The sequence below is a fragment of the Bacillus sp. L75 genome (genome assembly GCF_003676355.1).
In the GTDB taxonomy this organism is placed as follows: domain Bacteria; phylum Bacillota; class Bacilli; order Bacillales; family Bacillaceae; genus Bacillus; species Bacillus velezensis.
Genome location: NZ_ML064901.1, coordinates 161,211 through 173,764, shown reverse-complemented (window position 1 = coordinate 173,764; position 12,554 = coordinate 161,211). Strand labels below are relative to the sequence as shown.

Sequence of the window (12,554 nt, the reverse complement as noted above, 5' to 3'; positions counted from 1 at the left end):
AAGATTGTATGATAAAAGGCCGGCGCGGTCCGCCGGCCTTTCAAGTGACAGAATCAGTCTGAGGCACGACGGCTCTTCTTCCGATTGAGATATATTCCACGCCCGCCTGTTCCGCTTCCTCAAGCGAGTGGCAGTTTCTCCCGTCGAAAATAACCGGGGTTTCCATCAGCTCTTTGTACGCTTCAAGCGGGAAGTGTTTAATTTGTTCCCAATCTGTCAGAATCAGGACGGCATCCGCTCCCCTGACGGCTTCTTCTATGGACTCCCGATAGGAAACCGCAGCCGGAAGCAGTCCGGAAGCCCGGAATGAAGCGATCGGATCGTACGCTGTCATCCGGGCGTCAAGAGCCGCCAGACGATCTGCAATGACAATGGACGGCGCATCCCGCATATCATCTGTATTCGGCTTAAAAGACAGCCCTAATAACGCGATGGTCTTCCCCGTCACACCGCCGAGCCTGTTCAGCACTTTATCAACCAGCATGGACTGCTGGTTATTGTTGACTTTAATGACGGACTTCAGCAATTCAAAATCATGCTCCACATGTCCCGCGATCTGCACGAGGGCGTTTGTATCCTTCGGAAAACAGGAACCGCCGTAACCGATGCCGGCTCTTAAGAATTGATTGCCGATCCGTTTATCCAATCCCATTCCGTGTGCGACTGATTCCACATCCGCACCGACTTTTTCACATATATGAGAAATTTCATTAATAAAACTGATTTTCGCCGCTAAAAATGCGTTTGACGCATATTTGATCATCTCAGCGCTTCTGATGTCCGTATGATATACCGGAATCGCAAGCGGCGCGAAAACCCGGTCAAGCGTTTCCCGCGTCTGCCGGTCTTCAGCCCCGATCACGATGCGGTCGCCGTGAAAGGTATCGTGAATTGCCGAACCTTCACGGAGAAATTCCGGATTCGAGGCGATTGAAATGTTCACGTCCGCTTTCAGCCGTGAATGAATAACTTCGCTGATCCTGTCATTCGTTCCCACGGGAACCGTGCTTTTTGTCACGACGATCGCATCTTTAGAAATATGTTCGGCAATCCGTTCGGCGACATTTTCAATATAAGTAAGGTTTGCGTGCCCGTCTTCTTTTTGCGGTGTCCCGACCGCTATAAAAATAACGTCCGCTTCCGCAAGCCCTTTTTCGTAGCTCGTTTCAAATGCCAGCCGATGCCGGCCGATATTTCGTTTCATCATATCTTCAAGTCCCGGTTCAAAGATAGGGGACAATCCCTTTCTCATCTGCTCAACCTTACGTTCATCAATATCTATGCATGTTACGTCATGGCCGATTTCTGAAAGAGACACTCCTGTCACAAGACCGACGTAGCCTGTTCCGATCACTGTTATTTTCATCGTGTTCCCCCAACCGTTTAGAAATTGCTGCTGGGCAGCTTACCGTTATTATCATATGATTCCGGCGCCGGCTGAATGCCGGAAGCCTGAGGTCATGATAGGAAAAAACGGCGCCGGCCGCTAGATAATAGCATAAGCATAAAAGAATCATCTTGCAAAACAGCCGCTTACGCTTCATTTAAACGGGATGGAGACGACGATTAAAAAAGACCCCAGCGCTTACGGCGGGCCACAGGCAGCGGAGGTTCCTTATAAACGGCTTTGTTTTCAGCGAGAAGCGCCGCATTTTCCGCGAGCATGTAAATCAGCTCAGCCCCTGCTTCTTTTTTCAGAACGCCGAGCGCCTCCTGATAATAAAAATTTCTCGGTCCGAGATTATGGGCGTCAGATGCGAGAAAGTGGATCAAATTCGCTTCAATCAGCTGCAGCGAAAAGGATTTCGCTTTCCGCCCGAATGCTCCGGCAATGCAGCCGGCCGTCACTTGGGCGACCGCCCCTTTCTTCACAAGACTGTATAGGACGGAAGGGTTTTCGCGAATTTCCCTGTTCCGCTCCGGATGGGCGATGACGGGGACATATCCGTTCAGCTGCAGTTCATAAAACAGCCTTTCAGCGTAGGCCGGGACATGATCCGCCGGAAATTCCGCCAGCACATACTTTGTATTATGGAGCGGGACAAGCGAGCCGCTTTGAAGACCTGCCAGCAGATCTCCGTCTGTTCTGATTTCCTGGCCGGGCAGAACAGTCAGCGGAATGCCTTCCTTGTTCAAACGTTTGTTTAACAGGCTGACCGCTTCGTTGACCGTATGCCGGTCCGTGTCATAGCGGTATTTCACATGATGCGGCGTCGCGATGATCGTATCAATCCCCTGTCTGACCGCTTCTCTCGCCATCTTCAGGCTTTCTGTATCATCCGCCGCGCCGTCGTCTATGGAAGGAAGGATGTGACAATGGATATCTATCATATTTCAATCCCTCCTTAAAAAGAATGGACCGCGCCCATTATGACATTATTGTCCGTAATAGGCGTAGTCCGAGTGTTTCGTTTGTTTCTTCCCGTTCATCACGGCCCCAAGGAGCTTGCACGGGCAGTAATCGAGCGCTTCTTTCGCCTTGGCCGCTTTTTCCTTGTCCGTTTTCCCGCTTGAGATCACCATAATGGCCCCGTCAGTGTAGCTGCCTAATATTTTCGTATCGGCTACGGCCAAGACGGGAGGCGTATCCAAAATCACCTTATCATAAACTTCGGCTGCTTCTGACAGAAGATCTTTCATGGCACCCGTCGATAAAAGCTCCGCCGGATTGGGCGGGATCGGCCCGCTCGTTAAAATATCCAGGTTTGCTTCATCAGCCGGCAGGACGGCTTTCTGAAACGGCATCTGTTTTAACAGCAGTGACGTTAATCCGGTTCCGTTATCCAATTTGAAGGTGAAATGAACCGTCGGTTTGCGCAGATCCGCATCAATTAAAAGCACTTTTTTCCCCTGCTGTGCAAATACGACGGCAAGGTTGGCCGCGGTTGTCGATTTTCCTTCTTCCGGACCGGCGGATGTGATCAAAAGGGACTTCACCTCCGTATCAACGGAAGAAAATTCAATGTTTGTGCGGATCGTGCGATATTGTTCTGAGTTGATGGATTTCGGCTCAGACATCGCAATCACGCTTCGTTTTCCGGGTTTGTCTTTTTTACGCGTCAACATGTCCGCCCCCCGCTTGTTTGGTTTCCGCCATCCTCAAGTTTTTGGCAACGCTGTCTTTAGTACTGATTGAAGTAACCGTTCCCAGGATCGGGATGCCGAGCAGCGATTCCAGCTGTTCTTCCGATTTGATCGTATTATCCAGATGTTCCAGCAAAAAGGCGAGACCGATTCCGCCCAAAAGTCCGGCGGCAAACGCAATCGCGATGTTCAGCTTGCGGTTAGGCTCTGCCGGTGACTGGCTGTCCGCCGCTTCGGCCTTTGAAAGGATGCTGACATTATCCACGTTCATGATGGCGATGATCTTGTCCTGAAAAACGGCTGCAACCGCATTTGCCATAACGGCCGCCCGCTTAGCATCCGTATCCCTCACGGCAATCGTCACGACTTGTGAATCCTGCTCGCTGGATACCGTGATTTTCGATTCCAGCTCTTTCGAAGTCATGGACAGATGCAGCTGTTTAATCACCTCATCGAGGATGACCGGACTTTTGATGATGACATTATACGTGTTGATTAATTGGAGGTTGGTTTGAACGTCATTGAATTGGACTTCTTTTTGATTGTTTTTGGATTGGCTGACCAAAATTTGAGTTGAGTTTTCATAGACCGGCGTAAGAGCGAAGAAACTGATGAGTCCGCCTGCGGCAGATGCCGCCGCGGTAATAATAAGTATAAACAGCAGACGCTTTCTCAGTATTGCGAATATTTCCTTTATGCTTGTAGATTCTCCCATATAACCTCCATATCACTTTCCGCGTATTCCCATTCCCTCCAATGATCTTTTCCAATTACGATTATACAGTTTTAAACTGTCATTTCTAACCTTTTCAAATGACAAAATTCGACAAAAATAGACAATCACTTCAATCTGTTTTATTTTTGTAAGCGCTTTAAATACTGGTGTCACAGGAAGATTAAAAAATCCCGCGGCCAAGAGCCTGCGGGATTTTATGTTGCATATCCATTTTTAATATAAGAAATCAAATTCTCAAGCATTTCTTTTGTGGTCATCTCAGAGGACTGCTCACCAATGTCGTGCGCATGCATTAAAATCTTCAGAAACTCCTCTTGATCTAACTTCGTTTTCTTCATCATTCGTTTCCTTTCGGCTTCCATTAAATTGAAAACAAGATTATTATATGCTGTCGGGTGCTGTTTTGCAATCTCTAATACATCATTCGACACATTCGGGTTTTTATGTCCTTTTTTAGGAAAAACTTTTTCCGGGCCATGTGTTGCGATATAATAGAGGAATTGGAATCTTTTTATTTTGTGACTCGTTAGGAGCGATAATCATGCTTCAGGATATGATTGCTAAAGAAGATGTGCTCGCAGCGGCTGAACAGCTTAAAGAACTTCTTCCTTACAATGAAGACAATGTTCAGCTGATGAAGAAAGCACTCATTTTATATCGGCAGGATTCCGTCTATCGTATACAGGTTCAAACCCCGACAGAGATTTCCGCATATGTGCAGGATGTTGTGCCTGTAAGGGTCACGCTGAACTTATTTTTCATGGTGAAAAGCGGCTGCGCATGCCCGTCTGAGGCGATCTGCCGCCACGTGCTGGCCGTTTTTCTTTACGTATATGCCCAATTCGAGCGGGTCGGTACCTTTACCGAACATTGGCTGGAAAGAGAAAAGCTTGAGGAAAGCAGGGAGCTTGTCCGCCGGCAGTTTCAGGAAAAAGTGCTGCCGAATGAAGAGTCGCTGTCAAGCTGGCTCGCTTTTTTTGATTCGGAATTCTCGCTGTGGGAGGCGCGGACGCCGGCCGGAAGCCAGACGATGCAGGGCCTTTATTACGGCTATCTGTCAGCGCTCAAAAAACACGCCCCGAAAAAACCCGAGCTTAAAAGCTTATATCAGATTCATTCGGCGCTTGCCGTCTGGCTTCACATGTTCACTTTGATTGAGTCAGGCAGATTGGATGCCGAAAAAGATTATTACAGCATCAATCCATACGTGGAACAGCTGATGGATACGATTTATTCCTCCATTGACAGACTGAAAACGTACGCTTTGTCTTTTTCACTCGATCCCTTTTTAGACCGGACGCCCCCGGTGCTCCGCAGACTGCTTGTGAAAGAAGAGCTTTTTCAATACGAACGCCTCCGGGTATTCGGTGAGATGTGGAGCGCGCTTTTGAACCGGCCGAAATGGGTTGCGCGTGAACAGGAGATTCTCGAACAGGAAAGCGGGCGCCGTTTTTCGCCGGAAGTGCGGTTCGGACGGCTTCATCTGGCCTTTTTGCAAAAAGATGATGAATCTGTCTTTGAAGATATGTCCCGCTTCCCTCCTGAAGCGCTGCCGTATACCTTTCAATGGCTCGGTGAACTCACCGCGAAAAAAGACTGGAAACGGCTGAAAGCTTGGTATGGCCGGATCGAACCGCTTGCCGTGAACTATACGAAGCTTGATAAGCCGTTTAAAGAAATGCGCGACATTATCGGAGAGCTGTTTGCGCTATTGGCGGATTATGCGCGGCACTCACGGGATGATCAGCTGTTTGAACGGTTTGCTTCCGGCTGCCTTCCCTATACCTTTACCGAATACAGCCAGTACCTGTACGAAAAACGGCGGTACGCGGAGTGGGTGGAGATTCACAGCCTCGTCGGTTTTTCCGTCTGGGAAATCGAAAAGGACATCCTAAAGGAAATTGCCGCCAGTGATCCGGAAGCGCTCATCCCCTCCTATCACCGGGCGGCGGCCTTTTTTATCGACCAAAAAAACCGCAGCGCCTATAAAGAGGCTGCGCGCCATCTGAAAAAACTGCGGACGCTTTATAAAAAGGCAAAGAAACAGCAGGTATGGGAGCGGTATATCAGCCGGCTGAGCGCAAGCTACAAGAGGCTGCGCGCCCTTCAAGAAGAATTGCAGAAAGGAAAGTTGATTGATGGCGAGTCTTAAGGAAATTTTCATTCATGTAGAACAAATGGAAGATTGGACATTTACGCTGTCAAGCCATGATGAGAAGGAGCAGCCGCTTACTCTCAGTCAGATGAAGACTCATTTGTTCCAATGGCATGAGTCAACCTTTTACGGAACGTTTCTTGAAGACGTCAGCTTCATCGGCACCCCGGCCGTTCTGCTCAGCCCGTGGATGACCGTCGAGCTGCTCGGAAAAAACTCGTTCAATTCATTCAGCACCGTGCAGCTGACAAAGGAAACGGAACCGTTAATCGAAGCGGCTTCGACGATATACGAATTTATTGCCGACGGCGATTTTCTTCCGGATTATGAGGCTTGGCAAAATGGCGTCCTGCGCTTCAAAGACCGCGAGCTTTTGCTGGAAGGCTTTACGGCAGACTGGTTCTCAGCCGCGGTCCAGGACTACATTCAGTACAATGATGACCTGCTGGAAAAATGGCGGCAGATCGAAACCCGCTCGCCGGCCGTTCATACGTTTAAAGGCTCCTTTTTGGATGAAGATGATTTTCTGGAGGGAATCGGCTGGCATGACGATCTGACGCCGTTTACCGTCGGGCTCCGATTAAACGAGCCTGATTTCGACGGTGACGACTGGAAAATCGAAATGTTTTTACGTGAGAAAAAAACCGGCTCCATCACCTTTTTTGACGGACTGAAGGGACTGAAAAAAGCGTGGCAGGCATACAGCGGAAAAATCGCGCGCGAACAGGACCGCTTCCGCAGAACGGTTCCCTGGCTTTCGTTTGATTCAGGAACGACGCTGATTTCTGAAGAAGAGGCTTGGATCTTCTTATCGGAAGCGAGTGAGACGCTTGTCGATATGGGTGTGGAGATTCTTCTCCCATCATGGTGGCAGATTGTCCGGGACAGCAATATGATGCTCAAGGCGAAAGTGTCATCCTCGCCGCGGGGCGAGTCCTTCGTCGGCATGAACGCTCTGCTTGATTTCAACTGGAGATTCGCCACAAACGGAATTGAGCTGACAGAGGATGAATTCAATGAGCTTGTCGCAAACAACAGACGTCTCGTCAACATCCGCGGCCAATGGGTGAAAATTGATCCTCAATTCATTAAACAAATGAAAAAACTGATGGAAAAAGCAGAATCTGAGGGCCTCCACATGTCCGACGTGCTGGCGCGCGAACTGATGGATCACGGGGAAAACGGAGCCGAGGACACGGACCTCATTGACTCATCGGCATTTGCCGGGATCAAGATCGAATTATCAAAGCAGCTCAGAAGCCTGATCCGCAAACTGACGGATGCCCGGGATCTGCCGGAGCATGAAGTCAGCGCCGCGTTTCAGGGCCAGCTCCGCCCTTATCAGATGTACGGCATGAACTGGCTTCTGTTTTTACGGGAAAACGGCTTCGGCGCCTGTCTCGCAGATGACATGGGACTGGGAAAGACGATTCAGATGATCGCTTATTTTCTCCATGTGAAGGAAAGCGGCCGGCAAAAAGCGCCTGCCTTAATCATTGCGCCGACATCGGTGCTCGGCAACTGGCAGCGTGAGCTCCAGACCTTCGCGCCGCAGCTGGAGGCCGTGCTTCATTACGGCCCCCGCCGGCCGAAGGGGGAAGCATTTGTCCCGGCCTATCAGGACGCGGATGTCGTTCTTACTTCTTACGGCCTGTCGCACGCCGATCAGGAAGAGCTTTCTTCCGTGACATGGAGCACCATCTGCCTTGATGAAGCGCAAAATATTAAAAACGCGCATACGAAGCAGTCCCGCGCGATCAGAAAGCTGAAAGGCGTCCATCATATCGCGCTGAGCGGAACACCGATGGAAAACCGCCTGACAGAGCTTTGGTCGATCTTTGATTTTATGAACAAAGGCTATCTCGGCAGTCTGACCGGCTTTCATAAACGCTATGTGCTGCCGATTGAAAAAGACCGTGACGAAAAAAGAATCAACCAGCTTCAGCAGTTAATCCGGCCGTTTTTACTGCGCCGGACAAAACGGGATGAAGAAGTGGCGCTTAATCTTCCTGACAAGCTGGAACAAAAAGAGTTTATCCCGCTCTCAGCCGAACAGGCATCCCTTTATGAACAGCTTGTCAAAGATACATTTGAACATATGGCTTCTCTGACCGGGATGCAGCGGAAAGCGCTGATTCTGAGCATGCTCGGCCGCTTGAAGCAAATATGCGACCATCCTGCGCTCTATTTGAAGGAAGAACAGACAGAGCTGTTAAACGGGAGATCCGTCAAACTGGAAAAGCTGCTTGATTTAATGGCGGTGATCCGCGGACAAGGGGAAAGCTGCCTCATTTTCACCCAATACATTCAGATGGGCAATATGATGAAGCGCCTCCTGGAAAAAACATTCGGAGAACCGGTTCAGTTTTTAAACGGAAGCCTATCCAAGCAGGAACGCGATTCTCTCGTCGAACGGTTCCAGAAGAAAGAATACCCGACGCTGATTTTGTCACTGAAAGCGGGCGGAACCGGCCTGAACCTGACGGCTGCCAATCATGTCATTCACTATGACAGATGGTGGAATCCGGCGGTGGAAAACCAGGCAACCGACCGCGCCTACCGAATCGGCCAGGAACGGTTCGTCCACGTTCACAAACTCATTACGACGGGAACGATTGAAGAAAAAATTGATGCCATGCTCGAAACGAAACAAACGCTGAACGATCAGATTATCCAAAGTGAAAATTGGATTACCGAGCTGTCATCCGCTGAGCTTGAAGAATTATTCACCCTCAGCGCATCGGCGCAATCACATTAAACGCAAAAAGACCGGCTCTCTCAGAAGAGCCGGTCTTTTATGTCGTCCTTACTGTTACGCCGCATTTGCCATGAATGCGTCACGCCAGTCATGAACAGTATCGCCATACCTTTCACAGTAAATTCCTGATCATATGCGCAACGCCGTTTTGATCATTTGTCAATGTAACGGCATCAGCGATCTCCTTAATATCTTCTCTCGCATTCCCCATCGCTATGCCTTTTCCGGCCGCCTGAAGCATTGAATAGTCATTTAAGCTGTCACCGACCGCGGCGGTCTCAGCCATCGGAATGCCGAGCTTTTGCGCCAGCCGTTTGAGCGCCTGCCCTTTGGAGGCGTTTCGAGACGCCAGTTCGAAGTTGTGATCGGCAGAGCTGACAAGGGTGAGATCTTTCTGACCGCTGAATCGGTCCCAGCCCGCTTTCAGCTTCCGCTCATCAAACGAAAATCCGAGAATATTATAAAAATCCAGATGCTCTTCTTTCTCAAAGAGCTCACGGTATGAATGAATGTAAGCAAAGCCGGATTGGCTGTATTGCACTGAAGCCGCCTGTTCCAAAACGGAAAGATCGGTTTCCGGATTGGCGCTTTTCACCCGGTCCATTTCGATATCGAGCAGCTGCCTGCCGGTTTCAGGCGTATAGATGGCTTTGTTTGTAAACACCTCATAGTAATATTGATTCTCTTCAAGCCATGACAAAATGCCGCGGGCTCTTGTTTCTTCAATCGCATCACAGTGGTACAGGCTGCCGTCAGGAGCATGAATGGCGGCTCCGTTTGCGCTGATAATCCATGTTTTTATGCCGAGCGGTTCGAATATGGAGTGCACGTCAAAATGCGCGCGTCCCGTGGAAACCACGATTTCAATTCCCGCTTGCCGGGCATCCCTTAAAGCCCGCTCATTTTCATCGCTTACTTGATGACTGCTGTTCAGCAGTGTGCCGTCCAGATCTATGGCAATCAGTTTCACATGTCCTCATCCTCTTCTTCAGATTCAGTTACAAGCAATTCTACGCCGTGCCGGTCGAGCAGATCGCAAAAATCCTGATCAGGCAGCTGATCGGTAATCAGCAGGTCAATCTCATGCAGAGCTGCATACTGATAAAAACTCGTACGGCCAAGCTTGGAGTGATCGCTCAGCGCAATCACCTGTTCCGCCTGTCGGATCATTTTACGCTTTACCATGCCGTCTTCTTCATGCGGAATCGTCAGGCCGTTTTCCGAGATGCCGACAACGCCGATCAGCACCTTATCGGCGTGATAATCCCCCAGTTTTTCTACGACGGAAGCCCCGTATAAAAACCGGTGTTCCTTCTGGAGCTTTCCGCCGAGCAGGTGAATATCAATTCCCTCTTTTGCGGAAAGGATATCGGCCTGATTGATCGAATTTGTAATAACAGTGCAGCCGGTGACATTTAAATGCTCCGCGCAGGCCTGCACGGTTGTCGAGGTGTCCAGGATGATCCGGTCTCCTTTATGGATCAGGGATGCGGCCAGCTTGCCGATTTTGTTTTTCTCTTCAGAAACGGTTTTCAGCCGGCCCGAATAGCCAGGAACCTCCTGATTCACCGACGGCAGAATCGCGCCGCCCCGTGTTCTGATAATGGCCCCGCGCTCTTTCAGCTTTACAAGGTCCCTTCTTGCGGTATCTCTTGAAATATGAAGCAGCGAACATATCTGTTCAGCGGTGATCCGCCGATGCTGTTTCAAATATTCCATTATCGCAATCAGTCTTTCTTCTTGATACACGTCCTCATTCCCTTTTTCGTCACTTATCTGTAAGTAATTATAAGTTTTTATCCCAATATATTCAATGTTTTTAAGTATTCATAAGCGAAATCACTTCTTTTTAACCATTTTTTAGCTCCCGCACAAAAAAACCAGTCTTTCGACTGGCGAGTGGGAAGGAGGTATTGCGGGGCCCGCTGAAAGGCGGGAAATCGAGGAAAAAAGAATGCTATTCAGCCAGTTGCTCTTTCTGTTTTTGATCCATAAACCGAACGGTATCAGCCATGACCTCGGTCACATAAACTTTTACGCCGTCTGTCTTTTCATAGCTTCTTGTCTGGATTCTGCCGCTTACACCGACCATTGACCCTTTTTGGCAGTACAATGCCGTGTTTTCAGCGTTTTTTCTCCAGATGGTGCAGTTGACGAAGTCGGTTCCGGTTTCACCCGACGCGCTTTTAAAATTGCGGTTTACCGCCAACGTAATATGCGCGACGGGAATGCCCGCTGCTGTAAAACGGAGCTCCGGGTCTTTCGTCAGCCGGCCGACAAGCATAACGTGGTTAAACAAGCCGTATCCTCCTCTCTTTTTCGAGGCTGGCTTCATTGTAGTACAAGGGCTCGTGAAAGCAAAAAGCGGATAAAGCCGTTATCCGTTCAGGCTGCTCTTATGTTTTCGTTTTTCTTTCTGATAAAAAAAACTTTTGTTTTTGGCCGCTTATGTAATATGTATTTTTGAGCAGCCGCGAGAAAAGTTTCGTTTTGAGCCAGTCTTTCTCAAACATGCGGACAAACTTTCCGCCGTCCCATGCGAACCAGTAAAAACTCAGCTTTTTATCAGTCAGTGAAAGCTGAATTTTATACTGTTCCATGCGGTCTTTTGTTTCATATAAAAAGACGACATTTCCCCTTCTGTTAAGATGCACCTCACAATCTTCCTTTTTGCATACCAAGTAGGAATGATCGTCTTTTCGCCTTGAACCGTCTTCTATATAGATTTCCTTCAGGCGCAATTGATTCATAAGCATCTCTCCATGACCATATTCTTTTACATTATAATGAAAAAATAGAAATGATTAAATGTTGACCGCCTACAAAAATGATGAAGCATGTCTTACAGCATTTTCCCGGGAAAAATGATATGTGTTATAATAAATGAACGAAAAACATGGACAACAGGGGTGAAAATAAGAGATGAAAACCTTTAAACTGGTTGATCTGAATGTGGAACGTTTAGATAAAGACGATCAGCCGATTGAGCAGTTTCCCCTTTTAGACGGATTGATTATCAATAAAGAGGACGGAGAAAATCACTGGTTAATTGAAGCACTGGTCCCGGCCGAACACTTGTCTTTTTTTGACATGCTGATGAAAAGCCAGAAAGAAGCGAAGGTGTTTGTAACGATTACGAAAAAAAGCAACCGCCCCGCCCAGCTGACGGGAAGCATCAAAAATATCGTCGAGCTGGAAAGAAGTATACAAGTTTTAATTTACGGTCAAATGGTGTCAAGAAACCACCCCGGATCAGAAAGCATTCTGGAGTCGCTCGTGAAAGAAGGCTACTCGGGCAGCCGGCTGATTGAAGCGTTTAAACAAAAATTATGATCATGAAAAAGGCCGGACGTTAATCATCCAGCCTTTTTTTGTGCACTAGTCATTGTGAGGAGCCCGCTGTTTCAGCAGATCTCTGATTTCAGTCAGCAGTTCTGTCTGCTGATCTGTTTCCTCGGCTTCTTCAGCCTCTTCTTCTGCTTCTTTTTTACGTCTCAGCTTGCCTATTGTGCGGATCACGATAAAAATAGAAAATGAAATAATAAAGAAGTTCACAATCGTTTGAATGAAGCTTCCGTACTTGATATGAGCATCGCCGAATGTCACGGCCAGTCCTGAAAAGTCAAGACCGCCAAGAAGCAGGCCGACAAGCGGCATGATGATGTCTTCAACGAGCGACGTCACGATTTTGCCGAAAGCGCCGCCGATGACGACACCGATAGCCAGATCCATGATATTGCCCCGCATCGCAAAGCTTTTAAATTCTGACCACATCACATTCACCCCTTTCTATACAAAATGGGCTTTTTTATAAGCCCATT

General features: G+C 48.5%; 13 protein-coding genes. 3 read left to right on the top strand and 10 right to left on the bottom strand.

Annotated features, from left to right (window positions below; translation table 11 throughout):
* Positions 1 to 40 precede the first annotated feature (40 nt).
* The 5 genes from D5S11_RS00960 to D5S11_RS00935 all read right to left on the bottom strand — a co-directional run bounded on the left by D5S11_RS00960 (position 41) and on the right by D5S11_RS00935 (position 4,158).
* Positions 41 to 1,366 carry a UDP-glucose dehydrogenase family protein gene (locus tag D5S11_RS00960; RefSeq protein WP_061860939.1) on the bottom strand — a complete coding sequence of 442 codons (1,326 nt, stop codon included), beginning with the start codon at positions 1,364 to 1,366 and terminating at the stop codon, positions 41 to 43.
* 200 nt (positions 1,367 to 1,566) lie between these two features.
* Positions 1,567 to 2,331 carry a tyrosine-protein phosphatase gene (locus tag D5S11_RS00955; RefSeq protein WP_085341570.1) on the bottom strand — a complete coding sequence of 255 codons (765 nt, stop codon included), beginning with the start codon at positions 2,329 to 2,331 and terminating at the stop codon, positions 1,567 to 1,569.
* Between the two features lie 45 nt (positions 2,332 to 2,376).
* Entirely contained in the window at positions 2,377 to 3,066 is a 690-nt protein-coding gene (locus tag D5S11_RS00950) for a CpsD/CapB family tyrosine-protein kinase (protein WP_012118633.1), read from the bottom strand.
* Complete coding sequence (gene tkmA, locus D5S11_RS00945; RefSeq protein ID WP_085341571.1) at positions 3,053 to 3,799, bottom strand: protein-tyrosine kinase activator TkmA; 747 nt, start codon at positions 3,797 to 3,799, stop codon at positions 3,053 to 3,055. The genes D5S11_RS00950 and tkmA overlap by 14 nt, the downstream gene beginning before the upstream one ends.
* A 215-nt stretch (positions 3,800 to 4,014) precedes the next feature.
* Positions 4,015 to 4,158: a YwzD family small protein gene (locus D5S11_RS00935; protein WP_003151259.1), complete on the bottom strand. Its 144-nt coding sequence runs from the start codon at positions 4,156 to 4,158 to the stop codon at positions 4,015 to 4,017.
* Positions 4,159 to 4,361: 203 nt separating this feature from the next.
* Between D5S11_RS00935 and D5S11_RS00930 the strand changes: the two genes are divergently transcribed.
* On the top strand, positions 4,362 to 5,972 hold the full coding sequence (locus D5S11_RS00930) for an SWIM zinc finger family protein (RefSeq protein ID WP_015240739.1): 1,611 nt from the start codon (positions 4,362 to 4,364) through the stop codon (positions 5,970 to 5,972).
* Positions 5,959 to 8,733 (top strand): DEAD/DEAH box helicase, encoded by a 2,775-nt coding sequence (locus tag D5S11_RS00925; RefSeq protein WP_032867432.1) that lies wholly within the window; start codon positions 5,959 to 5,961, stop codon positions 8,731 to 8,733. Before D5S11_RS00930 ends, D5S11_RS00925 begins: the two co-directional genes overlap by 14 nt.
* 112 nt (positions 8,734 to 8,845) lie before the next feature.
* On the opposite strand, the gene D5S11_RS00920 is transcribed toward D5S11_RS00925, so the two are convergent.
* The 4 genes from D5S11_RS00920 to D5S11_RS00905 all read right to left on the bottom strand — a co-directional run bounded on the left by D5S11_RS00920 (position 8,846) and on the right by D5S11_RS00905 (position 11,483).
* Entirely contained in the window at positions 8,846 to 9,703 is an 858-nt protein-coding gene (locus D5S11_RS00920) for a Cof-type HAD-IIB family hydrolase (RefSeq protein ID WP_061581673.1), read from the bottom strand.
* Entirely contained in the window at positions 9,700 to 10,482 is a 783-nt protein-coding gene (locus D5S11_RS00915) for a transcriptional regulator GlcR (protein WP_020956457.1), read from the bottom strand. The genes D5S11_RS00920 and D5S11_RS00915 overlap by 4 nt, the downstream gene beginning before the upstream one ends.
* 208 nt (positions 10,483 to 10,690) lie before the next feature.
* Positions 10,691 to 11,032 (bottom strand): single-stranded DNA-binding protein, encoded by a 342-nt coding sequence (locus tag D5S11_RS00910; RefSeq protein WP_061581672.1) that lies wholly within the window; start codon positions 11,030 to 11,032, stop codon positions 10,691 to 10,693.
* Between the two features lie 97 nt (positions 11,033 to 11,129).
* Positions 11,130 to 11,483: a hypothetical protein gene (locus tag D5S11_RS00905; protein WP_003151247.1), complete on the bottom strand. Its 354-nt coding sequence runs from the start codon at positions 11,481 to 11,483 to the stop codon at positions 11,130 to 11,132.
* A 172-nt stretch (positions 11,484 to 11,655) separates the two neighbouring features.
* Here D5S11_RS00905 and D5S11_RS00900 point away from each other — a divergent pair, with 172 nt between their 5' ends.
* Positions 11,656 to 12,066, top strand: a complete 411-nt coding sequence (locus D5S11_RS00900; RefSeq protein ID WP_012118638.1) for a YwpF-like family protein — start codon at positions 11,656 to 11,658, stop codon at positions 12,064 to 12,066.
* Between the two features lie 45 nt (positions 12,067 to 12,111).
* On the opposite strand, the gene mscL is transcribed toward D5S11_RS00900, so the two are convergent.
* Positions 12,112 to 12,507, bottom strand: a complete 396-nt coding sequence (gene mscL / locus D5S11_RS00895) for a large conductance mechanosensitive channel protein MscL (protein WP_003151243.1) — start codon at positions 12,505 to 12,507, stop codon at positions 12,112 to 12,114.
* Between the last annotated feature and the right edge of the window lie 47 nt (positions 12,508 to 12,554).